The 22,822-nt window shown below is 55.1% G+C and carries 21 protein-coding genes and 1 tRNA gene; 7 read left to right on the forward strand and 15 right to left on the reverse strand.

Features of this window, described 5'->3' with window-relative positions; translation table 11 throughout:
* Nucleotides 1-195: 195 nt before the first annotated feature.
* The 8 genes from BLT54_RS17400 to BLT54_RS17435 form a co-directional block, all read right to left on the reverse strand.
* Entirely contained in the window at nucleotides 196-1,827 is a 1,632-nt protein-coding gene (locus BLT54_RS17400) for a hypothetical protein (RefSeq protein ID WP_074646474.1), read from the reverse strand.
* 534 nt (nucleotides 1,828-2,361) lie between these two features.
* Nucleotides 2,362-2,646 (reverse strand): hypothetical protein, encoded by a 285-nt coding sequence (locus BLT54_RS17405; protein WP_074646475.1) that lies wholly within the window; start codon nucleotides 2,644-2,646, stop codon nucleotides 2,362-2,364.
* Between the two features lie 90 nt (nucleotides 2,647-2,736).
* Entirely contained in the window at nucleotides 2,737-4,305 is a 1,569-nt protein-coding gene (locus tag BLT54_RS17410; RefSeq protein WP_245708046.1) for a TniQ family protein, read from the reverse strand.
* Nucleotides 4,306-4,370: 65 nt separating this feature from the next.
* Nucleotides 4,371-6,212, reverse strand: coding sequence for a TniQ family protein (locus BLT54_RS17415; protein WP_083351881.1), 1,842 nt, complete (start codon nucleotides 6,210-6,212; stop codon nucleotides 4,371-4,373).
* Nucleotides 6,148-7,140, reverse strand: a complete 993-nt coding sequence (locus BLT54_RS17420) for a TniB family NTP-binding protein (protein WP_074646477.1) — start codon at nucleotides 7,138-7,140, stop codon at nucleotides 6,148-6,150. Before BLT54_RS17420 ends, BLT54_RS17415 begins: the two co-directional genes overlap by 65 nt.
* Nucleotides 7,133-9,334: a DDE-type integrase/transposase/recombinase gene (locus BLT54_RS17425; protein ID WP_074646478.1), complete on the reverse strand. Its 2,202-nt coding sequence runs from the start codon at nucleotides 9,332-9,334 to the stop codon at nucleotides 7,133-7,135. The genes BLT54_RS17420 and BLT54_RS17425 overlap by 8 nt, the downstream gene beginning before the upstream one ends.
* Complete coding sequence (locus BLT54_RS17430) at nucleotides 9,331-10,059, reverse strand: hypothetical protein (RefSeq protein ID WP_074646479.1); 729 nt, start codon at nucleotides 10,057-10,059, stop codon at nucleotides 9,331-9,333. The genes BLT54_RS17425 and BLT54_RS17430 overlap by 4 nt, the downstream gene beginning before the upstream one ends.
* A 164-nt stretch (nucleotides 10,060-10,223) precedes the next feature.
* Complete coding sequence (locus BLT54_RS17435; protein WP_074646480.1) at nucleotides 10,224-10,460, reverse strand: helix-turn-helix domain-containing protein; 237 nt, start codon at nucleotides 10,458-10,460, stop codon at nucleotides 10,224-10,226.
* Between the two features lie 287 nt (nucleotides 10,461-10,747).
* Between BLT54_RS17435 and BLT54_RS17440 the strand changes: the two genes are divergently transcribed.
* Complete coding sequence (locus BLT54_RS17440; RefSeq protein ID WP_074646481.1) at nucleotides 10,748-11,371, forward strand: helix-turn-helix domain-containing protein; 624 nt, start codon at nucleotides 10,748-10,750, stop codon at nucleotides 11,369-11,371.
* 90 nt (nucleotides 11,372-11,461) lie between these two features.
* Nucleotides 11,462-11,746 carry a hypothetical protein gene (locus tag BLT54_RS17445; RefSeq protein WP_074646482.1) on the forward strand — a complete coding sequence of 95 codons (285 nt, stop codon included), beginning with the start codon at nucleotides 11,462-11,464 and terminating at the stop codon, nucleotides 11,744-11,746.
* A 321-nt stretch (nucleotides 11,747-12,067) separates the two neighbouring features.
* On the opposite strand, the gene BLT54_RS17450 is transcribed toward BLT54_RS17445, so the two are convergent.
* From BLT54_RS17450 to BLT54_RS17480, 7 genes are all read right to left on the reverse strand, one after another.
* Nucleotides 12,068-13,111, reverse strand: a complete 1,044-nt coding sequence (locus BLT54_RS17450; RefSeq protein WP_143026868.1) for a hypothetical protein — start codon at nucleotides 13,109-13,111, stop codon at nucleotides 12,068-12,070.
* A gap of 105 nt (nucleotides 13,112-13,216) precedes the next feature.
* The gene (locus BLT54_RS22890) at nucleotides 13,217-13,954 is read right to left on the reverse strand and encodes an HNH endonuclease (protein WP_074646484.1); all 738 of its coding nucleotides are present in this window, start codon (nucleotides 13,952-13,954) and stop codon (nucleotides 13,217-13,219) included.
* A gap of 318 nt (nucleotides 13,955-14,272) precedes the next feature.
* Entirely contained in the window at nucleotides 14,273-15,064 is a 792-nt protein-coding gene (locus BLT54_RS17460) for a hypothetical protein (RefSeq protein ID WP_074646485.1), read from the reverse strand.
* Nucleotides 15,065-15,382: 318 nt separating this feature from the next.
* Nucleotides 15,383-15,459 (reverse strand) — tRNA-Arg (locus BLT54_RS17465).
* 75 nt (nucleotides 15,460-15,534) lie between these two features.
* On the reverse strand, nucleotides 15,535-16,938 hold the full coding sequence (locus BLT54_RS17470; RefSeq protein ID WP_245708047.1) for a sensor histidine kinase: 1,404 nt from the start codon (nucleotides 16,936-16,938) through the stop codon (nucleotides 15,535-15,537).
* Nucleotides 16,939-17,003: 65 nt separating this feature from the next.
* Nucleotides 17,004-18,377 (reverse strand): dihydrolipoyl dehydrogenase family protein, encoded by a 1,374-nt coding sequence (locus BLT54_RS17475; RefSeq protein ID WP_074646487.1) that lies wholly within the window; start codon nucleotides 18,375-18,377, stop codon nucleotides 17,004-17,006.
* Complete coding sequence (locus BLT54_RS17480) at nucleotides 18,374-19,096, reverse strand: TVP38/TMEM64 family protein (protein ID WP_074646488.1); 723 nt, start codon at nucleotides 19,094-19,096, stop codon at nucleotides 18,374-18,376. Before BLT54_RS17480 ends, BLT54_RS17475 begins: the two co-directional genes overlap by 4 nt.
* A gap of 270 nt (nucleotides 19,097-19,366) precedes the next feature.
* On the opposite strand from BLT54_RS17480, the gene rpmH reads away from it, so the two are divergent.
* The 5 genes from rpmH (at nucleotide 19,367) to BLT54_RS17505 (ending at nucleotide 22,812) form a co-directional block, all read left to right on the forward strand.
* Nucleotides 19,367-19,501, forward strand: a complete 135-nt coding sequence (gene rpmH / locus BLT54_RS17485; protein WP_009574071.1) for a 50S ribosomal protein L34 — start codon at nucleotides 19,367-19,369, stop codon at nucleotides 19,499-19,501.
* A gap of 52 nt (nucleotides 19,502-19,553) precedes the next feature.
* Entirely contained in the window at nucleotides 19,554-19,997 is a 444-nt protein-coding gene (gene rnpA / locus BLT54_RS17490) for a ribonuclease P protein component (protein WP_074646489.1), read from the forward strand.
* Nucleotides 19,994-20,302, forward strand: a complete 309-nt coding sequence (gene yidD / locus BLT54_RS17495) for a membrane protein insertion efficiency factor YidD (protein WP_074646490.1) — start codon at nucleotides 19,994-19,996, stop codon at nucleotides 20,300-20,302. Before rnpA ends, yidD begins: the two co-directional genes overlap by 4 nt.
* Before the next feature lie 6 nt (nucleotides 20,303-20,308).
* Complete coding sequence (gene ttcA / locus BLT54_RS17500; protein WP_074646491.1) at nucleotides 20,309-21,190, forward strand: tRNA 2-thiocytidine(32) synthetase TtcA; 882 nt, start codon at nucleotides 20,309-20,311, stop codon at nucleotides 21,188-21,190.
* A gap of 77 nt (nucleotides 21,191-21,267) precedes the next feature.
* The gene (locus tag BLT54_RS17505) at nucleotides 21,268-22,812 is read left to right on the forward strand and encodes a putative bifunctional diguanylate cyclase/phosphodiesterase (RefSeq protein ID WP_074646492.1); all 1,545 of its coding nucleotides are present in this window, start codon (nucleotides 21,268-21,270) and stop codon (nucleotides 22,810-22,812) included.
* Nucleotides 22,813-22,822: the final 10 nt, after the last annotated feature.

A 22,822-nucleotide genomic window follows, 5' to 3' on the forward strand; every position in this document is an offset into this window, starting at 1 on the left:
AGCCGACCTCCGCAGTCAGTTACGATGCCGCAGCGCAGCTTCACCAAACCAGCCATTCGTGCACAGTGCAGCATTTTGGTATGATTAGATGACGGCATCGCATACTCGGTTATGATCTAATGCGCCTTTCCAGCAACCACCACTTGAAATCGATTGATTGCGCGAGCAAGTTCCAAATACGGGTTTGTTTATAGTTCAATTCTCGTACAAATTCCGGTAAAAAAATTTTTGCAAGCGCTTTCGCAGAGGGTCTGAAATCCGCCTTACCGGTTGAAATTGGAATAAATCCAGCACCGCTACTGCTGTCACCAATACAAAACCGAAAGGCTGAAGCCATGTAGTGAAGTCATCTGCGTCAAAGCTTCCAAAACCCAGTACAAAGATATAAATGCAAAGAATAATGAATAATACCTCTAAGAGACGAACAACAACTCTCGCCATACCTTCTGCTTTTTGTTCGTTTCTTTCCGCTAGGCGTTCACGCTCTTCCGCACGCGCTGTTGTATCGCTTTCAACAGCAATTTCCTCTAGTCTGTTTTTGTGTATCCTTTCTTGCTCCGCAACCCGCTCCTCCTCAGCAAGACGTGCGCGTCTGATTATCTCATTTGGATTCAGCTTGCGAAGTATTGTTGGATTCCCGAGGCTATCGTCTCGTGCGATTGAACGGACGGCGTGAATAAGCGTGTGATTGGCATCGTTAACATCTGACCCTTTTAGCATGCCGATGAAACCATCCACCCAGTCTTTAGAAAGCTGTTGCGCGTACATACAGTTGGCTAAGAGTTCCCTTGAAATAGCGCTATCCTGTAGCTTGGTTTCATTTGATATCCATGCGGCTGTGCTAATCTGCGAATGGGTGAGCATCGGTGGTACGTATTGAGGTGATTTGTGCAATTCTTCACGAATAAAACGTCGAGCGCTTCGCGCTAAATGACTGTTTGCTGTCACAAAAACGTACTTTGCATTCGACAAATCGAATGAATTAGACTTCTGCCTCAACCTCATCGTTACCGCCAGAGACTGCGCGTCGCTTATTCTGTTCTGTTGGCCATAGAAGGTGTCCTTGTCACCGGCCAACATTTCTTGAAATCTGACTTCATCAATCTGAAAATAGTTGGCAGTTTTTGTATTCTGAAAATTATATTTAGATTCAAAGACGTTTACCTCCGCTAGAGCCTCGGGGTACCCGATCTGCAAACTCCTAATCGTGCCGATCTGAATTGTTCCCTTTTCAAGAGCATCGCCAGTTTCACCATATATTAGCTGGTGCGAGTCATAGCGCCCGATGATAGTATCTAAGATAGTAGCAAGTTCCGTTTCATTGTTACTTAGGTATTCAGTTTTACAGCCGAGCGATTGGAGGTCGCGATGCATCTCCATCGTTGCAGACAGGAGCTCCCTTCCAGAACAACCAAGCAGCCGAAGCATGATTGTGGTGTCGTAAATTATCGTTAGAGATTTGAAAGCCGCTCGGTTACCCGTAGATTGAACATTCTGTAAAAAATCACCGAGAAGGATCCCGCCATAGACTTCAAGGATCGTCTCAAACGCAACGCGGTCAGAACTCTTTTCGCAGCTGAGGATAAAACTCGATGTCACTTTGCGTATAATGTCGTCAAAATCAGATATCAGGGTTCCTTTGACATCCTGAACCGACTTTGAAGTCCCAACCGAGTCAGGGTGCAAAAAATACACTAGTACATCAGACCAATTCGGAAAGAATGGCGGGGACTCCATTTGGTAAGATTGCAGCGCAAATTCAGAGAATTTTGCCTCCAATGATGAAATTTTTTCTTCTGAGTTAGCAACTTGCGCAATATCCAGCACTGACGTCCTTCCTTCGTGGAAGTATGCCTTTGGTCCTTATCGTAGGTGACCTTTTCCTTTTGGGCCAATCTACCCAGCACATGTTCAATTGTGAAAGTTGGCATTTTGAAACTGAACCGGTTCATTACCGCTTGTTGAAGGTCCTTTATTACAATCTGCCCAGCAGGCAGACGCTCAATAGAATCAGAAACGATAGGAACCACACAATCCAACAAATCCTGAACCGTTCCTTCGCCAGAATTTAGCGACGTCCGCAAATATATGGAGGTTCGTAGAAGTCGGCTGGAGTTGTCCACGCCTTCGAGGGGAGTAATTACAGGCATCAAAATCTCATTTCAGTTCTTCAACAGAACCTATAGTTGCGGCAATCTGGTGATTTGGTCAATGCGATCACCCGCTGATTAGCAACCACTTGTCTGGTTCGTCGATTTAGCGCACCGAACTCGCACCCGCAGCGAACGTCTCCTTCCCGCCCAAATTACAAAAGACCATGCACTGGCTCTGTCCAGCCAGCGCTTGGTTCCTAGGTTGCGCCTACATCTTCGGCGCTTCAGGGCGCGACGATAACGCTGCCTCCAAACCTTCCTGCAAAAGCCGGTCGATACGAAGCGGCATCTCGTCCAAACTCCAGACCCGTTGCGTATCAGGCCACAGCGCGTCGAAGAGTTCTTCGGTCATAACAACATAGGCCACTCTGCCATTGTGACGCAGGTAAGTTGGCCCAGCGTCCGCTTGCTGGGACACTTTCATTGCGTCGAACTGAAGGCTTTCAAGGTCAAGCCGCGGGCCCTGCATTTTGGGGAGATCTGCGTGATCCATAAATTTGCCTTTCTCATTCTAACGACAACGACCACGAAGGGGGCCGTGCTGTTCGTGCAAAGAAAAGGAAGGTGGATCGCAGGAGGTCTTTCAACCTGCTTTCAGGCCAGACAAGTCAACATCTTCACGCCAGAAAATGCGACTGAAATCAGGTGGCATCGCCAGTATATCCAACCCCGCATTCCTGAGCTTCATGGCAAGCGCACCCTGTGGATGCTGTGTCTCCTCGACCAACTCGCCAAGGGAGACATATCGCGCATGGAACATTCTTAGACTGCTCGCTTGGAACACAAATGAGCCAGCTCGATAACCCTCAACAAGTTTTGCACGCTCCAGGAAACGATGCTCTGCCAGATAAGACACGGTCCTGGCCGTGACCCGAAGAAAGCGGGCCGCATCAGGGATAGATATGGTTTCAGCGCCTGAGGCGCGGGAGAGGGCAGGTCTCTCAACAGGACCGCAGACCGTCCCATCGGGACTTGCCGACAACGAACCTTCGGCTTCCGCCAGACGTTCACGCTCAAAAGATTTGAGCATCCCCTCAGTCACAAACCCTTTTAGGACAACATGGCCCAAATCATCATGCTGCGCCAACCCTCGCCGGACAAGAAGGCGTGCATTTTCTCTGATGAACTCCGTCACGGGCAGAACCGCCGGAACATTCGACGCCGTGATACCCTCTGAAGGAACTCCGAGAACCAGAATGCCTTTTCGGATCGAAAACGTTTGGAATATCTGACGGCGCACAACGTCACGAAGCGGCTCGAACTCCTCACCCAGCCCAGAACCACGAAGCCACGTGATCAAGGGCCCGTAAACCTTGGCGAAAAATCTGCGGTCGCCCTCCACTTGCGCGACCTGATCGCGAAGGCACGTAGACAAGGCCTCAGCCCCTTCTTTCAAGACCTCAAAGCCTGCCGCACCAAATTGAGCCCAGTCCTTTTCGGTATGCCCGCTCAAACTGACGTCTGGTCCCTTGGCCAAGAGTAACCCCAGAACTTCGCAAGCGCGTGAGGCGACATTGAGATCAAGACTGTCAATCCATTCATCTCCCCTGCCCTTCAGCACGCGCGCGGTCAGATAGTGCTCGAAGGCGCTCTGTTCCGCGGGCACTGGAGCCTGTGACAGAACCCAATCAAAGTGCTTGCGGATTTGTGCCGTAAAATCTTTGCCGTCTTTCGTAAACTTTTCCGGCGGCAAAGACACCAGCATGCAACCGTGCTCCGGGCAGGTTCTGAGCGAGACGAATTTCCACTGCAAACGACGCGGCAAATGCCACGCCTCAGCGGAAGTTGGCACCTCACTGCGGACGCATTCCGGGCAGACACGGACACGACTACGGTGGAGCATATGGGTGGTGACAATCTCGTCGCGCAAACGGAAATGTCCCCGCCCGAGGTGCCGGATCGACACGCGATCCAAAGCCGCCGCCTGACATCCCGCCAACCCGGCAAGCTGTTCAATCGCAGCACGCTCCCCGCGAAAAAGCGGCTCGATCGGGAATGCGATGTCACGACAGAACTGCTGGATCGACTGTACTCCGTTCTTTGCCGCGAGACGCGACAAGAGGGAAGACGCAGGCTCGAAATCGGGATGCTGCACCGTCAAGGGCAACTGTGGGAAAACCATTCCGGGTATCGCTGGAATACGTTTGGCCAATCGCTTTCCTCCTCAGACAAGATCATCAGATCTGACCTTGAGGCGCGACATGAATATTTTGAACATCATGAAAACTCTCTTTCGTAGACACGCACAAATCCGGTGAAGCAAGATATGGGAACCGCGCCATCGCGGTCCAATTTGCGGGCTAGGTGGTAAGGCTCACTTCCCTCGACTTCCGCCATTTGGCCAAGCGTGATCCAGCGCCGCTCGAACGCCCTGATGCTCTCCAGCGTCAGATAGCTTTTGACGTGGTTGGTGTCGGGGTTTCGCTTTTGGATCTGCTTGAGATAGCCGGCGTCCCTGAGTTTGCGGATCGAGATGATGTTGATCCGCAGGTAGGTCGCAGCCTCCGGCAAGGTGATATCCTGAGAAAGAGAAATATCGCGCTCTGACTTCATCGCATCAAACTCGATGTGCAGCGCATGCAAACCCGGGCCCTGTCCGCGTCTCACGTCCCCTGACAAAGTTCTCTCACAGAACGCTTTGATCACCTTCGGCAGCGCAATTCCATCGCGGCGGCAAAAGGCCCGAACAGGAAGAAACCCACCCTCTGCGGAGACAGGCGGAAGCTCCTCGATCGCCTTCAGCAACTTCCGGACAGCGTCCCGCTTCGTGTAACGCAAGGAGGACGTGATCTGGATACTCGGCAGCACACCGAGGCTCATCAGCACCTTCACTTGCGACGGTGAGATCGCAAGCGCGTCGGCAGCCTCCTTCAGATTGGTAAGCGTCGCCCAGAAGACTTTTGCGTCCCGCAACTCATCGACATGGACGTCCGTTCGCATGAGGGCTTCGACTTCACTGACCCCCTGCATATGGCCCAACAGCTTCTTGAGGAACACCGCGCCGAACCCCGACCGCGCGCGGGCGTCTTCCATCGTCAGCCAGACCTCGTTCGTCGGCTTCTCCCCAAGCACGTATTGGTCCAGATCGACCGGATAGGTTTTGAAGATGTGCTCGCGCGTGAGCGCTGTGATCTTGGTCAGGGACGGATCGTCATAGACGCTCCGCAGCCAGTGATAGAACGGTCTTAGGTCCGCGCTGAAATAAGGTCGCTCAGCCGTGGACTGAGCGCGGAGACGATCAAGGGCTCCCGTGAGAGCTTCCGCACCCACGCATAGACGCTCGAACCCAGCTTGGCACAGTGAGCGTTCGTCGCCTCGCCCCATCAGAGCGACTTCCCTTGCCGGCAGCCCCTCCAAAGCCGCACCGAGCGTCAGGCTCGCTCGATGGAGGTTGGTGAGGTCCAACGCTTGAAGCCAATCGGCTTGCGGCCCTTCGTATATGCGCTCGCGAACGTATGCTTCAAAGGCCGTTGGCTCCAAGAACATGGGGCTTTTTGCTGCGTCTCGAATGCGTCCCTGATGCTGACGCGCTTGCGCGACGACATCGTAGGGCAGATGGGCGTGTGGCGCCGGCGGCAGGGTGATTAGAGCGCAGCCGTGGGTTTCGCATCGATGCAAACTGAGGACAGACCATTCGAGGCGCTGCGCCACCCCGTGCGGGCCCGTTGCGCTCAGGGTCTCTTCGGCACAAACGGGGCAAAGCCGCGTGGCCGTGCGCCGGAACACGCCAGTCGAAGAATGCGTTCTTCCGACCTGATAACGACCGATCGACAGCTTGCGGGCGGACCACCTTTGCAACTGTGCGGCAGGCAGCCCAACCAGCCATGCGAGCTGCGCGATTTGATCTTCGTGGCCCGTGCACAAAAACGGCCAGCGCATGCCGAGATCCGAGCAAAAGTCCCTCGGGGGTGTTCTGTGGAGTGCCGCCAAGCGACTGACATAGGACGCGGGTGTCTCCCCCTCATAGAGGGGAGAGCGAAAGACAGTAGGGAACTCATAGAACCGCATCCTCCCCGTCGCCGTCATTGTCCAGAAGCCGTCGCGGGTCGATGCGGCCATAGTCGTCGGCCAGGAAGACGTTCATCCAAACATCGGCACCGTTTCTGTCGCGAAAGACGTCAGCGAAGTGCTGGAGGCACAGCTTTGCCTCGAAACCATCCGTGAACAGCGCCTGCGAGACAGCCAAAACCACGATCTCGGCAAGCAGGCCGAATTGATAGTCCGCGGCATGCATCAGGCGCATTGCAAAGGCTTCGCTTTGAACAGATGAATCAACCGCGATCTGTGCACGGTCAGCGTATTTTTGAACCATCTTGAGGACCGCACCCGTATCGCGAATGCTGTGCAGTCGACCAATCTCGATCGGATCGACCCGCCGCGCCAATTGCGGATCCTGGTTCACGATTTTCTTGAGGTCGGGCATGCCCGACAACAGCAAGCCCACCGGCCACACCGAGTTCTCCATGAGTGATTTGAGCGTATTCACGACCGATTGCCGCTCTTTGTCCGTCTGAAACCGTGCAAGATCCTGTGCCTCATCGAATCCCAGGAAGATCGTCTGGCGCAGCTTCAACTGCTCCTTCACCTGATCCCAAATGGCCGGACCTTGTTTATTGCCTGAAAACGGGTAGCCGAGAGCTCGCAAGGTCGCCGCCCCGACGAACTTCATGGTCGCCGGCGATGGCACCTGCAGCCCAATGTACTCGCAAATCTCGTATCCTGGATCGGTTTGAATTTCGGCGCTGTACTTGCGGATCAATTCGCGCACGGCCGTGGTCTTCCCACTGCCGGACGCACCGATCAGCATCAACCCGCGCGCCTTGAACGCCACCCCATCCGCCGCGTCTGCTCGGCGCTGCTCCAAGAGGCTGGAGAACCGCGCATCCAACGCATTGAACTCCGGCCTCGGGATGTAGAGTTGCCGGAGGCCTTGGACCGTTTTGCGAATTGCTGCGTCGTCAGAAAACTGTTTGCTGTGTTTATTCATTGTCGTTCTCCTCATTGGCAGCCTTCGGCACACCGGTCTCATCGAGTTCGTCACTGAAGAACCATTCCTCAACATCCGGCGTTTCTGTGATGACGGTGGCCGGCAGTTCTGCTGGGAGCGGGCCAGGTTCGTACGGGATCTCATCGGAAAGAAGCCCTGTGTGGTGATCCGTCGGAACCGCATCACCGCTGGGTACAGCATCGGGATTTGATCCGAATGACAGCCCCCAGAAAGTCTCCTTCTGGGCGCGCCGGATTTGATCCACCGTGAGATTGATGGGGCCAAGCTGCCGCATCGCGCGCTGCTCAGCGTCGATCTCTTTGATCCTCGCAATCGCGCGATCAACGACACTTTGAGTGAGGCTTGCGGCAGCCCGATTGTTTCGCCGGAGTTCAAAAATCGCCTTCTCCCAGGACGCAAAAGATACACCCTCGAGATTGTCGATTGTTGCACTCAACGTTGACCAACCGCTCTCCTTTCCGCGCTCCAACCAGACTGAAATACGCCCCATATCTTCGGGATCGATGCTGACTTCCACCGATTGCGGGCCATACTTCTGGAAGTGCTTTGCCAGCCGTTTCGAGTGGTAATTGACGCCGTTCATCAACACGCCGTGAGTGCCGGTTTTGCGGGTGAACTTAAGCCCCAAGATGTGTCGTAACTTGTGTGAGGACATCGGCGGCGACCATCCGAATTCAGCCACGAGCTTGTCCCACATGTTAGCCGGTGTCGCGTACTCCAACCCGCTATGTTTGCGGTTGTGGTAGACGTCCACTGTGAAGCGCACGAGCAACTCCACGATGCTTTCGGCCGTATGAACGGCATATTTCTGCGAAGGGTAATCTCCCCGCTCTTGCGGATTAGAGAAGGTGCGACCGGTCAGGTAGGGCATCAACAAGGTTGCGATTGACCGGAACACGCGCTCGATGTGCGCACGGAGCCTTGGCACGCCAGCGGGCAAGACGGAGTAGTCAATCGCGAGATCAGATAGTGCCGCTTTGAAGTCCGTGCTGACGAAGGCGGGGCCGTTATCGACTGCGACATGATAGACATGTCCGTGCTGTCTCCAAGGCGTCTCGCAGCCCAATCCAGAAGCTAAGGCTGTCTTGTTTCGCATTGCCATCCACAGCGTTGCCTTGGCGTCTTCGGTGTTTGGCTTAGTCGACAACTTGAGACCCAAAAGACATCGGCTAGCTGTATCCATCGCGACGCACACCCAATAGCGTCCGAGTTCCAAGTCACGGACGCTTGAAAGTGAGATGTCGAAACCGGCGCGTTTGAGGATCGCCATAAGGTCGATCTCCCATTCGTCCATCTCGATCCGAAACAGAGGTGCGTTTAGTTTGAGGCCGCCGACATGGGCTCCAAGCTTGTTCTTCGCGTAGGCGACGCCTTTGCGAGCAGCTAAGGCCTCGAACTGGTCCATATCCCCAATACGCCGTTCAATCGTACTGAGCGAAACTTCCGGCAAAAGGTCTTCTCCGGAGATCCCTCGGGCGATGTTCTTTCGCCGCACTTCCGCATTCACAGCGTCATGGAACTGCTGCGGGTAAATTTCGTTCGGATGCTTAAAGCACAAGGACTCAACTTGGATGATCGCCTCTACTTCGGGATGCACGCGCTTTGCGTTTTGCCCATTGAAGATGCTCTTCTTTACGAAGACCATCGGGTCGCGGCTCTCTTCCCACGCGCGCAACATGCTCATGGCTTTTGTCCGACTTGGGACGTAACTCAACAGGCTCGGTTCAGCGGCTTTGCCTTCCAGGCTTTTTAGGACACCTTCCTCGAGTTTGCGCTTCACGCGTGCGTGGAGTGTAGGCAAGAACTCATGCCATCGCTTGGAAGACCGGTTGAACCAGCCCTCCTTCGCGCCTTCGATCATTACCTCGCACCAAGCTTCACCCTGAAAGGCATGAAGTTGCGTTTTGAGCGAGAGGCTGGAGAGCAACGCGCGCCCCGCCCGTGCACGCCGTGCGGCTTGCCGGTCAGAAAAGTAGCCGTACTCGACACTGAAGTGTCCGTTATCGAGCAGCTTTGCGAGTTCTTCGTGGGAGAAACTCAACGGCACGGCTCCGGCCGCTTTGGCGAGAAGTGTCACGGTTTCTTCCGTGATGTTTTGAACGAAGTGGAGTTCTCCCTTGGCCATGACCGCATCTACGGGACCGAGATTGAGTTGAAAGTGCATATCTTTCATTGATCGACTCCTTTCGGCGCAACGATTGTATTGAGGGAAATGAGTTCACATTTTTCGGCCCGCAGGAGATCCGCGTAGATGGCTCTGAAAGCAGCGCGGAAACCGCGCGCATCGAGGTCAAGCGGTTTGATCATCTCTGCGATCGACATCTCGCCCGACAGGTCAGCGATGCGCTCCGCAACCAGAGCATCAGCTTCAGGATCCTCGCAGCGGCGGAAAAAGTTCAGAAGCTGTGCATTCAGGACTTCTTTGGGATGCCGGTTGCGCTCTGTGACGAGGCACACCCCATCCGCAAAGCCTTTGGGCAGATCCCGCCGGATTGCGTGGAGCGTTTCGCGAAAGTTCAACTTCTCGGCGCGATCAGCCGGCTTGACCGCCAAGCCAATTTTTTGCCCGTTTCGGTACTCAGCCAAAAAGTCGAAGCGATGCGTGCGTTGCCGACCGTCTAGATCGATGTAGCTCACGGGCGTCGGCTGATCGTGAAGGTTCCACAATTGCGGATCGGCCAATGCCAAAAGGCAGGTTTCACGTTCGCCTTGGCTGGCACTGATGATTTGCCGCCAATCGTTTTCTGCTGGCAGCTTCGCAAGCGTAAAGCCCCGTACCGTCTGCTTAGAGCGGGCGGGGAACATCAAGCCCGCAGTGGTCTTTGCAGGTGGACGATAGAAATCGTCATCATCATTAGACATATCTTTTGCCGTGGCCGCGGGCACAGCCCGCGCCATTCGGCCTCCTTGTTGATTGAATGCAGGAGACCCGTCCGTCAAAACGCTACGCTCTTGACGGGTCTCTCAAGTTCGGTCATGAAGGAGGTGCAACGGGATCTATTCTATTGCACCAAGCCCCTTGAGAGTTGCCGCTCTCGGGGGCTTTCCTATTCTTTAGTTCATCATTCTGACTTCTCCTTCTCGACTGGCGCAAACAAGTGTTCGGCAGGGACGCCAAGTGCATCTGCAATCGCTCGCTCGACTGTTGAGTTCTGTAATTTTCTCAGTCCAACCAGAGAAACGGTTGTACGCGAGACTCCGACCTGACGAGCGATCTCAGCCAACGAAATTCCATTGAGCCTGAGACGCATTTTCAGCGCTTCATGAGCTTCAAAATTCTTGCGCGCATGGTTGTTCATGATCGTCTCCGCCAAACTCAATCGACACGCTTTGGTGCGGGCCGTGATGAGTTTTGCATGTCAACTGATTGCCCCTTCAAGGCCAAAAAACGACGCCTCTGACGGCCTGCGCCTTAGCCTAGGCGATGCCAGCCACAAAATTTTGTAGATCAGACGCAAATTCAGCAATTGGGTCAATGGACCCTTCAAAACGACTACCCCCAATCGGGAGCACTCAAAAAAATTGCCGGCGACGAGCCGGTCACCTAGAAGTAGTGGTGCCAACTCTAGCTGAGCGGAACTCTTGGATGAAAAACGCGAAAAAATTCGAATCGAAAGCGCACGAAAAGGATGCCAAGCGACTCGCGAATATCCGTGAAACTCTTGGGTGGACCCAAGAGTATCTAGCTGTATCCACTGGCATGTCTGTTGGATCCGTTGGCAACTACGAAAGAGCATTGAATGAAATGCCGCAAAGTTACAGACGACGGATCATTGACCTTAGCGGCGCCGACCCAGCACCTCGGAACCCAAATCAGGATCCATGGTTGGTCATAAACGAAGTCAGAAATTTCCTTGGTGAAGTCGGCTTTTGTGAGAACGATCACGAAGCTCGTTCCGACACGCCGCGGCAGCCGATACCGCTCGAGCAGGATGGTAGCACCCCAAAAGGCAGATGGGCGAGGTTTAAGGCATGCGCGAAAGATTGGGCATGCGTGCGGGATGTTTCTCTGCTCACCTCCCTAACATACCTCAGCATGAAAACTTTGAGTCTGAAGATGAATTTTCAGTTCGGGGCCCCTTCAGATCAACTCGACATTGTCATGCTCATTGCCGCTGCAATTGCCGTGACCACTCCCGTTGCTTTCATTCAGGACATTCCCCGGCAGCTGGCCGCAAAGCGGGCTGACACTGCTCGCACGGCGTGCTAGACGGGGGCATGACCTGAGTTTTCCTCTCCTTTCGCGCCCCCACACGGACGTCTCCGTGGCGGTTGGTGCGCGCGTTTGAAAGGGCTACTTATGGAACGTTCCAAACTCCCCCAGCTACAAGGCAGGCGCTTTGACGTCGAGACACTGCCACACAACACGCTGAAGCTTGTTCGGCAGGCGGACAATGGTCCGACCTACCTGCGCCAAAGCGGCAGGGTGGCCTATGTGGTGATGACCGAAGAGCTTTTCGATGAGCTCTGGCCTGACAGCCAAAGGGTCTGGAGCCTCGACGAAATGCCGGACCGAGTTGATCTACTGCTGCAGAAAGGTATTCAGGAACTGCTGGCCGGTCGCTCTGACGACCGGGAGAAATAGAAATACCATTTGCTGGCGGGCTGTGTAAGCGTCGCGCCAGCAAGCAGAATGGCATTTCGGGTGCGAAGGAATATGGTCGGAAGGGCGGATTGCGGTCGTTCGCTGCAGGCGCGAATGGATTGGCGTCCAACGCGGATACACGCTGCTGGCGCGGCGTCACTACTGCGGGCCAGCGGCGTTCAAGCGAAGTCGTCTTGCAGCCTGGACTGATGTTGCGCTGAGGTCTTGACAACCATTCTGGATCGAACTATTTGCTTTCTCACGGGGACACTGTTTCCCAACCTCATAGACGGGCTAAGCATTCGGTGCTGCCCAATTTTTTCAGAGGCCGCCGGATAGGAGATGCGTTGTCGCAGTTCCTGCGGCGGCCTCAATTGCTATGTCGACTTTTCGATCTGCGTAGCCCCAAAAGCCCCCGAACCAACGACGCATAATGCCTGGCTTCACTAGTTCCTCGATTTCGGTAGCGAGTTGGGCAGGGCTCAAGTCTGTTCGCCGCAGTATTTCCGACATCTCGTGGCAGGCCAATTCATCCGCCCGGTCGCCTTCGGCGGGTTCTAAACTAGACAGTCTCTCTAGCAGTGCTTGTATCGCTGGTTCGAGCGACTTCGGTCCCGAAATTTTTCCGGACGCCACCTGACGAAGGTAAAATGAATGCGCGTAAGACAGCACCCGAATTTGGATATAGAATAGACGTGCCAACCGCTCCCTTGGCGTCTCCGCCGAAAGCGAAGCAACAGACGGTATCACCGCTACATCGAAGCTCTGAGCCTGGCTACCAGACCTCGTGAGAAAGAGCTCAAGATCATCGTTCCGAAACAATTCGCGCTTCTGCTTCTCCGGCTTTAGATTCGTTTCTCGACCAGATCGAATGAAGATGAATGGAGCGCCAACTCCGACGTACCTGGAGCCGATATTTTCTATGTCGAAGGTGCTGAGGTCCTTAGTCCTCGTACTGCTGAGTAGCCAGCCATCTCGAAGGGCCTGCGCCGCGCCGGAAAAGGACTGAGTTAATTGCCGGTTGTCAAGCAACTCAATCCTTAGGTCGTTTTGCAACACTTGTGCGGCAAGTTCCGAAGCACTGTACTCAACCATGCCTTCGAAACAGGCTATATCGTGAATAGAGTCCTCATTCAGCCGGAAGCCTAGCTCGAAGCGGCCAGCCATGTGTCCGTCGAAATAGAAGCGCCGGTATATAGGATATGCCAAGATTGAACGCTGCAATCCTGGAACTGGTTTCAAAAAGTACTGATACGGGTACTTAATTGCATTGTCGCAGTCGGCGTAGTAATTCTCACCGGCAAAACCGGCACCCGGCTTCGTCCTTGTGTGAATTCCCCCGAAACCACGAGCAAACTTAGCCATTGGGTCCGCTTTACCCCATGCAGGACGTTCCAAGCGCCCGGCCCTATCGCGGTGTAAGCTCCGAAAATCGGCAAACGGGAACACAACGGAAAAATACATGGTGCCTCAACTCTCTTCGTCTTGATTGATTGAAGCGAATAGCTCCTCCAACGTCCACCATGGTCGCGCCACGTGAACCATGCGGTGGCAGTTTGCGCAGAGCAGAACTAAGTCGGCCAACTTCGTGGTTTCCCCAGCGTTGAGCTCGGACACTGGTTTGGTGTGGTGGCACTCGATGAATCCAGCGCCGCGCTCGCCGTAGACCTTCAGGAAGTCGAAACCACGGGCCTCACAGCACAAATGCCCGTGCTTCCTGAAGAAAGACGCCTTCTTACGCTTAACGATAGCCGCGTTCCGCTCGCGATAGCGGTGCAAACGTGTTAGTAACTGGCCCTCGCTGGCTTCCGTAGCATCATCATCTGGCAGAACGGGGACGCCGTTTGCCATCGCGGCGCTGGTTACATTCAAGATGTTCTCGACCATTTTTTTCAACGCTACCGGGTCTTCGGCGAATTCGTCCCAGAGGATCTGTTCCAGCTTGTTGCCCTGGGGAAGACCCTTTGTGTCGTGCTGCGGATCACGAGAGCGGAAATTCAGCAACTTCATCGAGACACCGGAGGGGTTCCGAAAGGTATCTAATCCGGTCAATCCGAGCACTTTGGCAACTCTGCTAATGTTGGCCGCCAGTTCCTCGACGCCTGCGCTAGTTGGCGAAAAGTAGTCGTCCCGATTGTCGATATAGTAATCCAAAGCGACGAGATGCTCGTCGCGGGTCCAATCGGGGTTGCGCTTTTTCTCGGTCATATCGGTATGGTTAGCCGGTCAGCGCCGATACCACCATATATTTTTGTCGCCGCTCCTCTCAAGGTTGTTAGGCAAAGGGGAGCGGTCATCTGACCCAAGGAGATGCTGTACGATGCACGGATGAGCGCTTCAACGAGCTGCAGCGCAGCATTGGGCCAGCGACTGCATGTCCGGTCTGGGCCGTGAATGCAGATTTACCGCCAAGGATATTCCTGTGGGTTCCGCGCTGCCACATGGCGAGATTGAGCCAAAATCGACAAAAATATGAGAAGCAAAGTCTGTTCATTGAAATTTCTCTGGAATATCGTCCAGACCCGCTCATTGAATTTGATATATTCCACTTTCAGCGTTGGTCGCAAAAAGTGTCCAATGGGGAAAACTCTTTGCCTGTTCTTGATCATGGAATACGCCAAGCATCACCATCGACGAATCTTGAAGCATCAGGATGAAACATCCTATCTCGCCATTAAGTTGCCATTTATAGCCATATTGCAGTTCAGAGTTTTTCGCACCCTGCCTGAGATCTCCATAGTTGCCCAAAGCCCGTAGCAACTCATCAGGAGACTGCTCATCCAAGACATGTGCATTGGTAAACCATTGGACCATGACCCGCGAAGTCGGCGGCAAGATTTCTCCACCGGAATGAAGATAGTAGAGTGCGTATGCTTGTTTTGCTGCCCATGGGTTAAGCCAACCTGAAAAAACCCTTTGGTCGATTTCGACTCTGGCGTAAAAATCGACTTTCCCGTCAACTCTCAAAGGCACATCAGATGATACACCTTCCGCAATAGCTGAGAAGGCGTCAGGAGTATTGTTTTGAACACCTTGCATGAGTTTTTCCATGTATTCGTCCGGAACATCCCGGTGAACAGACGCCTGGATCAATGCGACAAGTGCAGCAACTTGATCGGCGGGACCTGATCCATTGTTGCAACGCTCACAGGCGGGCATCCTATGGGTTGCCGCAGGGACCTCTTTATTTATGAAAAAAACCTTCGGTGGTGCATGTTCAATCGTGGTAGCGGCCACCGATCCGCCACAAAGACAACACCATGGGTTCTGTTCCAAAAAGCCCTTTATTCGGTTCTGTCTGGTTCGAGCTTCGCCCATTGGAATTTCCTTCTTAAGGTTTTGATTTTTTTAAGCGATTTTGGTCTACGAAATTACCAGTAAAGACGGGACCAAACAATATGAGGATTTTTGCGGACAGCAGTTTCGTCCGCAGTGAGTGGCAGCTTAGGGCCGCAAGCAACCTCAGCACGCCCATCCCATATAAAAACAAAAACCGCGCCAGTTCGCTTGAACGGCGCGTTTTTGAGTCTTGACGCTCGGCTATCACAAGCGCCTCAAATTGAGCGTCTGACAACCCTGTTGTGGTCCAACTATGACGGTTGGGTCAGGTTCGTGTGACGTTCAATAAAAGAAAAATGGTGCACCCGAGAGGATTCGAACCTCTGACCCCCTGATTCGTAGTCAGGTACTCTATCCAGCTGAGCTACGGGTGCACTGTGTGGGCGGATTTAGCGAGTGTTGCGCGGGGACGCAAGAGGCCAATGCGGTTTTTTGAAAACTTATTTGGCTTACTCGGCGGCCTCGGCGGTTTCGGCATCGGACGCCTTCGCATCAGAGGGCGATTGTGCGTAGCCTTTTGGGAGATGGATGGCAAAGGCCGTCCCCGACGTGTCGCTGCGTTCCAGTAAGAGCCGCCCACCGTGGCCGCGCACCAGTTCGGCGGCAATCGCAAGGCCAAGCCCAAAGCCGCCCTTGCGTGCGCCGCCATGGAACGGCTGGAACAGGTGTTCGCGGGCCTTTACCGGCAGGCCCGGCCCGGTATCCGTCACGCTCAACACCCATTCGTCATCATCCTCAAAGGCCGCCACCGAGATTTCGCCGGGCTTGCCCGTAGCAATAATCGCCTGACGGGCATTGCGCACAAGGTTTGAGAGCACGCGGTACATTTGTTCGGTGTCCGCACGGATGACCATGGTGTTGGGCACATCTTCGGCAAAGGACAGGTCGAAATCCTCAATGGTCAGCCGTTCGCCTTCGATCACCTCGCCGACCAATTCGGCCAGACGCACACCCGCCAGCGCCGGGGCCGGTTCTTCGGCCTTGCCAAAGGCCAAGGTGGATTCGCACAGGTTGACCGCGCGTTGGATCGAATTCACCAGCTTTGGCGCAGAACGCATCACACCGGGATCTTGCGACATTTCAAGACGGTCGGTGAAGAGCTGTGCCGTGGTCAAAATATTGCGCAGATCGTGGGAGACCTTGGCAACCGCCCCGCCCAATTGCGCCAGACGTTCCTTTTGGCGCAGCGCAGAGGTCAGTTCGGTTTCCATCGCTTTCAACGCCACTTCCGCTTCGCGCAATTCAGAGACTTTGGCAGAGGGTTGAATGATCCGGCGGGCGTCTTCGGGTGCCTGGGTGTAGGAGGTCATCGCCCCGATCACCCGTTTGATCGGCCGCACCAAAAGTGCACGCACCGCCAAGAACAACAGAAAGGCGGTGAAAAACGAAATCGCGGCGGAGAGGATCAAAATGCGCATGCCGTAGTCGATCATCGCGATGCGCAAAGGTGCTGTGGGCAGCGTCACCTCGATCAAAAGCCCGGCTTGTTTCACCGGATCGCCGATCACCCGGATCACCCGCGCTTCGGGATCAAACAGGGTGAGCATCGCGTCCCGGATCAGCTCAAATGCCCCCGCATCGCGCAGATCATAGGTGGCGTGGATTTGTTCGGGGATCGGAGAGGAGAGCACAAGTTGACGAATTTCATTGCGGCGCAACACAACGTTATAAACGCCCGCATTGGCCAACAACTCGTCTTCGAGGTCCATATCAAGACTGTCATTGGCCAAAAGCGCCAGAGAGGCGATTTGGGCGCGCTCAAGCCGGGACAAGAGGAAATCTTCGCGAAACCGCGAAACCGAGGGCACAAAGATCATGACCTCTGCCGCCATCACAAAGATGAACGTCAACATCAGGAACCGCCCGGTCAGCGAGTTTAGAAATCGAAGAATGGCTTTCATCCCTTGTTAGGTGCGGATCAGGGCAGGAACCGCTGAACCAGCTTTACCACCGTTTTGACCTTAGCGCTGTCAAACAGCCTGGGGGTAAAATAGGCACTCGCCGCGCGTTTGTTAAGCTCTGCCAATGTGGGATAAGGTGCGACCATCCCCGCAATTTTGCTCATCTTGAGATTTGCGGCGATCGCAAGCGACCAAAGCGCGATCAGTTCGCCCGCCTCAGGACCGACAATGGTGACCCCCACGGGGCGGCTTTTGACCACCATCAGCTTGATGAACCCGCCCCCTGCGCGCTCGCTCGCAATGGCGCGGTCATTGCCCGCGTAGTCTGCGCGCAGCACCTCAAGCGCCCCACCATGGGCCTTGCGCGCCGCCTCTTCTGTCAGGCCAATCTGAGCCAATTCGGGCGCGGTATAGGTGACATAGGGGATGTGATGGGTCGCGGCTTTGGCGGGCAGGCCAAACAGCAGCGAGCGGATCACCACCCCGGCCTGATAGCCCGCCACATGGGTGAATTGCGGTGTGCCCGAGACCACATCGCCAATGGCATAAACCCGCCGATTGGACGTGCGCAACTGGTCGTTCACTTTGATGCCGCCACGGTTGTGATCGACATCGGCATGTTCCAGCGACAGGGATTCGGAATTGGCAATGCGCCCGGTGGCGACCAAAAGGTGCGAGCCATGGCACACAGCGCCCTTTGCCAAAGTCAGAGCCACGCCGCCCGGCTCCGTCGCGACCTTGACCACGGTGGAATGCTCAAGGATTTTCACGCCTTCCGCGATCAGCGCTTCTTTGACCAGCTTGACGGCCTCGGGGTCATCGCGGCCAAGCACACGGCCTGCCTCCAAAATCGTGACCTTTGCGCCGAAACGCCGATGCGCCAGCGCCATTTCCATCCCAATTGGTCCGCCACCAAGGATCACCAGATGCTCCGGCAGCGCAGTTTGCGACCACAGCGTTTCATTGGTGAGGTAAGGGACATCTTCGATGCCTTCAATCGGCGGCACCATCGGACGCGAGCCGGTGGCGATGACAAACCTGCGGGCTTTGATGCGATACTCGCCCGCCTCCACCGCATCCGGCGAGGTAAACCGCGCATGGGCCCGGATCACGGTGCAGCCCAGCCCTTCAAACCGTTCCTGACTGTCATGCGGCGCGATGATGTCGATGGTTTTGTGAACATGGGTGAGCGCATCAGAGTAGCTCATGCCCTTCGATGCGGCATGGAGCAGCGCCTTGGACGGAACGCAGCCATAATTGAGGCAATCCCCGCCCATCTCGCCTTTTTCAATCAGAACGACCCGCGCGCCCATCTGAACCGCGCCCGCAGCAACCGACAGCCCACCAGACCCGGCCCCGATCACACAGAGGTCTGTTTTGATCTGTTTCATAATGGCTCCTTACCTCGTGCTTTGATCACCATAGGCGCGATTGAGAGCAAACACAGGCCCAGAATCGGCAGGAGGATTTTCGGTTCAAACAAAACGCTCAGATCAGGCCGCCCGCCTTGGTCAAACACCTCGCCCAATCCCGCCCCCACAGAGGTCAGAATGAGAGCGCCGGGAATGATGCCAAGGGCGGTGGAAATCACAAAGCGATGAAAGGCCACGCCGAACAGAGCCGGCAAAAGATTGGCAACGAAAAACGGCACCACCGGCATGAATCGCATCAGGAACAGCATCGACCATTGATTTTCGTCGATGCCTTGCTTGATCTTGTGAATGCGCCCTTCCGAGGCATCCAACTTTGATGCCAGCCATCCGCCAAGCCCCCAACGCGCCGCCAGGAACAAAAGCGAGGCCCCAAATGTGGCCCCGGTGATATTAAAGATCACACCTGGGAAGGTGCCAAACAAAAAGCCGCCCGTGAGGGTCGCGACTGTGGCGCCCGGAAGGGAAAACCCGACGATCACCGTGTAGACGGCAACAAATCCCAAGACGGTGAGCGCATAATGCACATCGCGCAGCGCGATCAGGCGCAGCCGATTCTCCGACAGCGCCTCATAACTCAAGGCATCACGAAACACATAGGCCAGAGCGAGCGCCACACAGAGCAGCACCAACAGCGGCACAAGATGTTTGCGCTGTGTCGAGGGGGGAGCTTCGGCCAAGATACGATCCTTTTGGCTATGAATTTGTGCGATTTCCTGCAAAATGGGCAATCAAGCGCCCCGTGACCAGAAGTTTGCGCGACTCTCACGCGGCAGTGATGCCCTGCCCTCAAATTCCCCGACATCGGGGCAGTTTGTTACAGAAATACGTCGCATGTGAATTGACAAGCGCCCGCTGCCCTCCTATTGGCTGGGCTTCGAAACACTTACCGCCTTCGAATCCCCGTTCTTTGGGGGTTTGGGCCCTGATCAACCGATGGAGACGGCGCGATGAAACGCACCTACCAACCGAGCAACCTCGTCCGCAAGCGCCGCCATGGCTTCCGTGCCCGTATGGCGACCAAAGCTGGCCGTAAAATTCTCAACGCCCGCCGTGCGCGTGGCCGTAAGTCCCTCTGCGCATAAATCTGCGACCGGGACATCCTTGAGAGTTTAGACTTTTAGGGGCGAGACCAAAATGACACCGCCGGACGCACCCAAGGCAGAGGCAAGCGCCACAGCCGCAGGTCCGCGACCGGCGGTTTTGTCATGCGCTGATGCCAGTGAAAAACCTCAGATGGACACGCTGCGCAAACGCGCTGATTTCCTGAAGGCTGCGCGTGCGCGGCGTCAGGGCACGTCGAGCTTTTTGCTTCAGGGGCGCAACCGTGGCGAAGGTGAACCGGCAAGCGGCATTCGCGTCGGCTACACCTGTTCCAAAAAAGTTGGCAACGCCGTGTTTCGCAATCACGCCAAACGGCGCCTGCGCGAAGCCGCCCGCCTTGTCATTCCAGAAATGGGGCGCGAGGGCTGGGATTATGTGCTGATCGGCAAAAAAAACGACACGAGTGCGCGTCCCTTTGATCTTTTGCTCAAAGATCTGAAATACGCGATGCGCAAAATTCACGGGGATGCACGATGACCCCGCTGGCCTATGTGGTGTCCCTGCCCGTGCGCGCTTATCGTCTTATTTTCAGCCCGTGGATTGGGTATAATTGCCGCTATCAGCCGACCTGTAGCGCCTATGCTATGGAAGCGCTGGAAAAACACGGCGCGCTCAAAGGCAGCTATTTGACCATCCGGCGCATTGGCCGATGTCATCCGCTGGGGGGGACCGGCTATGATCCCGTACCGGACCCGAAAAAGCCACACAGCCACGCCAAGCACACTCATTGCCAACACGACCACGTCAAACCCGATACCACCCCAGACAGCGCCGAGGAGTGATCCACCATGCTCGATGATCTCGACGACATTCACCCGCTTTTTCACGGCGCCCCGTCCACGACGGAGTTCAAAAAGCTGCGCAAACGCATCATCCGCAATGTGCGCGAGGCAATTGAACAGTACGGCATGGTGGAGCGTGGTGCGAAATGGTTGGTCTGCCTGTCAGGTGGCAAGGACAGCTACACGATGCTCGCCGCGCTTTATGAGCTGAAATGGCGTGGCATGTTGCCGGTGGAGATCGTCGCCTGCAATCTGGATCAGGGTCAGCCCGGCTTTCCTGCCACGGTTCTCCCTGAATTCTTGGAGAAAATGCAGGTTCCGCACCGCATTGAGTACCAGGACACCTATTCCATCGTCATGGATAAAGTGCCCGCCGGGCGGACCTTTTGTGCGCTCTGTTCACGTCTGCGCCGCGGCAACCTGTACCGGATTGCCCGCGAAGAGGGCTGTACCGCCGTGGTGTTGGGTCATCATCGCGACGACATCCTTGAAACGTTTTTTATGAACCTGTTTCATGGTGGCCGACTTGCCACGATGCCGCCGAAATTGGTCAATGAAGAGGGCGATCTTTTTGTCTATCGCCCGCTGGCGCATGTGGCGGAGGAGGATTGCGAAAAATTCTCCCGTGCGATGAACTATCCAATCATTCCATGTGATCTCTGTGGCTCCCAAGACGGGCTTCAGCGCCAACAGGTCAAACACATTCTCGATGGCTGGGAAAAGAACAGCCCCGGACGGCGTCAAGTCATGTTCAAAGCACTGACCAATATCCGTCCTTCACATATGCTGGACCCGAAATTGTTCGATTTCCTTGGCCTTTCGTTAACGGATGGCGAGAAAATTGGAACAAATCCAGAAAATTCTATGGAAATCCCGAAGCTGCGTTAACCGCACGGCCACTTTCTTGGCCCACGTTCTCCGGTGAAAGGGCCTTTTGGGCCGAACACAAGACCGGGACGACACCAATGCGCCACATCGCCGCGAAGCTTCGCCGCCTGCGCGATGCCCTGATGGGGCCTCAAACTCTGGCTTTTCTGCCTGCCATCTGCCTCAGCGTCTATTGGTTTGGCGGGGAAACTGCTTTGGTGATCGCGGCTTTGCTCATCCCGGCGCTTTTCGCGGTAATCGGCGCGCTTCCATCGCTTGCTTCGTCTTTCACACGCGACCCGACGCGGGCGCGCGATGGTGTGACGGGCTTGCCTCTACGTCCTACCGTCATTGATGCTCTGGACCAAATCCTCGACAGCCGGGATGTCACCGGTCGAACCACCGCGTGTTTGGCCATTGATCTTGATGATTATCGCGCATTGGAGGCCAATTGGGGGGCCGACGCTGCCGACAACATGCTGAAAACTGCCGCAAATCGTTTGGTGAACACGCTGCGCGAACATGATGTTGTGGCGCGTTTAGAGGGTGCGCGTTTCGCCATTGGCCTCGCCCCGGTGCGTCGCGCTGATCTCGAAACCCTGATTCAACTGGCCTCCCGGCTACAGGCTGCACTGTCTGAGCCTTACACACTGAATGCAACCAAGGTTTATGCAACCTGTTCAATCGGGTTTTGCATGCCAAACCGCGCCCCCGCCTGTTCAGGACAAGCGTTTTTGGATGCGGCAGAGGTCGCTTTGTTGGACGCGCGTCACAATGGGCCCGGCTCGATTCGCGCCTTCACGCCCTCGCTCACACCCAAAACACTTGATCGCGGAACGATCCTTGCCGATGTCGGCGATGCCTTGGAAAATGGTCAAATTGTGCCGTGGTTTCAGCCCCAAATCTCAACCGACACCGGTGAGGTATCCGGAATGGAGGCGCTGGCACGTTGGCACCACCCGGAAAAAGGCATCATCAATCCCGGCGACTTCATTTCGGCCATTGAAGAGTTGGGATTGTACGAACGCCTCGGCGAAGTCATTCTCTACCACTCTCTCATGTCTTTGAAAACATGGGATAAGGCTGGATTTCATGTGGACACTGTTGCGGTCAACTTTTCGCCATCCGATCTCGCAAATCCGAAACTGGTGGACAAGATCCGTTGGGAACTCGATCGGTTTGAACTCGATCCCTCCAGACTGAGCATTGAAATTTTGGAAAGCGTCATCGCCTCTTCCGACAATGATATCATCACCCGCAATATTTGGGCCTTGAAAGAAATGGGCTGTGGTATTGATCTTGATGACTATGGCACCGGCCATGCCTCCATCGCCAATATCCGTCGCTTTGCCGTCAAGCGGATCAAAATTGACCGGTCCTATGTCACACGCTGCGATCTGGATCGCGATCAGCAAAACATGCTTGCCGCCATTCTGACCATGGCCGAACGCCTTGAATTGGAAACGCTTGCGGAGGGGGTTGAGACCGTTGGCGAACATGCCATGCTGGCACAACTTGGCTGTGGTCATGTGCAAGGCTTCTCCATTTCACGACCGATGGCGTTTGAAAAAACGCTCGAATGGATGGACGTTCATAGACGCAAATTGGCCGAAACGCCCCGGATCGGCAAACGCGCCAGTTGATCACTTTGCC

This window comes from Celeribacter baekdonensis (genome assembly GCF_900102315.1).
Taxonomy (GTDB): Bacteria; Pseudomonadota; Alphaproteobacteria; order Rhodobacterales; family Rhodobacteraceae; genus Celeribacter; species Celeribacter baekdonensis.

Bases quoted from the DNA above. Each gene is read 5' to 3' on its own strand.
- BLT54_RS17440 (WP_074646481.1), top strand. From the start codon at position 10,748: ATGAAAAACGCGAAAAAATTCGAATCGAAAGCGCACGAAAAGGATGCC.
- BLT54_RS17415 (WP_083351881.1), bottom strand. From the start codon at position 6,212: ATGGCCGCATCGACCCGCGACGGCTTCTGGACAATGACGGCGACGGGG.
- BLT54_RS17430 (WP_074646479.1), bottom strand. From the start codon at position 10,059: ATGGCGCGGGCTGTGCCCGCGGCCACGGCAAAAGATATGTCTAATGAT.
- BLT54_RS17420 (WP_074646477.1), bottom strand. From the start codon at position 7,140: ATGAATAAACACAGCAAACAGTTTTCTGACGACGCAGCAATTCGCAAA.
- BLT54_RS17445 (WP_074646482.1), top strand. From the start codon at position 11,462: ATGGAACGTTCCAAACTCCCCCAGCTACAAGGCAGGCGCTTTGACGTC.
- ttcA (WP_074646491.1), top strand. From the start codon at position 20,309: ATGCTCGATGATCTCGACGACATTCACCCGCTTTTTCACGGCGCCCCG.
- BLT54_RS17405 (WP_074646475.1), bottom strand. From the start codon at position 2,646: ATGGATCACGCAGATCTCCCCAAAATGCAGGGCCCGCGGCTTGACCTT.
- rpmH (WP_009574071.1), top strand. From the start codon at position 19,367: ATGAAACGCACCTACCAACCGAGCAACCTCGTCCGCAAGCGCCGCCAT.
- BLT54_RS22890 (WP_074646484.1), bottom strand. From the start codon at position 13,954: ATGACCGAGAAAAAGCGCAACCCCGATTGGACCCGCGACGAGCATCTC.
- BLT54_RS17470 (WP_245708047.1), bottom strand. From the start codon at position 16,938: ATGTTGACGTTCATCTTTGTGATGGCGGCAGAGGTCATGATCTTTGTG.
- BLT54_RS17460 (WP_074646485.1), bottom strand. From the start codon at position 15,064: ATGGGCGAAGCTCGAACCAGACAGAACCGAATAAAGGGCTTTTTGGAA.
- BLT54_RS17475 (WP_074646487.1), bottom strand. From the start codon at position 18,377: ATGAAACAGATCAAAACAGACCTCTGTGTGATCGGGGCCGGGTCTGGT.
- BLT54_RS17435 (WP_074646480.1), bottom strand. From the start codon at position 10,460: ATGAACAACCATGCGCGCAAGAATTTTGAAGCTCATGAAGCGCTGAAA.
- BLT54_RS17425 (WP_074646478.1), bottom strand. From the start codon at position 9,334: ATGAAAGATATGCACTTTCAACTCAATCTCGGTCCCGTAGATGCGGTC.
- yidD (WP_074646490.1), top strand. From the start codon at position 19,994: ATGACCCCGCTGGCCTATGTGGTGTCCCTGCCCGTGCGCGCTTATCGT.
- BLT54_RS17450 (WP_143026868.1), bottom strand. From the start codon at position 13,111: ATGGCTAAGTTTGCTCGTGGTTTCGGGGGAATTCACACAAGGACGAAG.
- rnpA (WP_074646489.1), top strand. From the start codon at position 19,554: ATGACACCGCCGGACGCACCCAAGGCAGAGGCAAGCGCCACAGCCGCA.
- BLT54_RS17505 (WP_074646492.1), top strand. From the start codon at position 21,268: ATGCGCCACATCGCCGCGAAGCTTCGCCGCCTGCGCGATGCCCTGATG.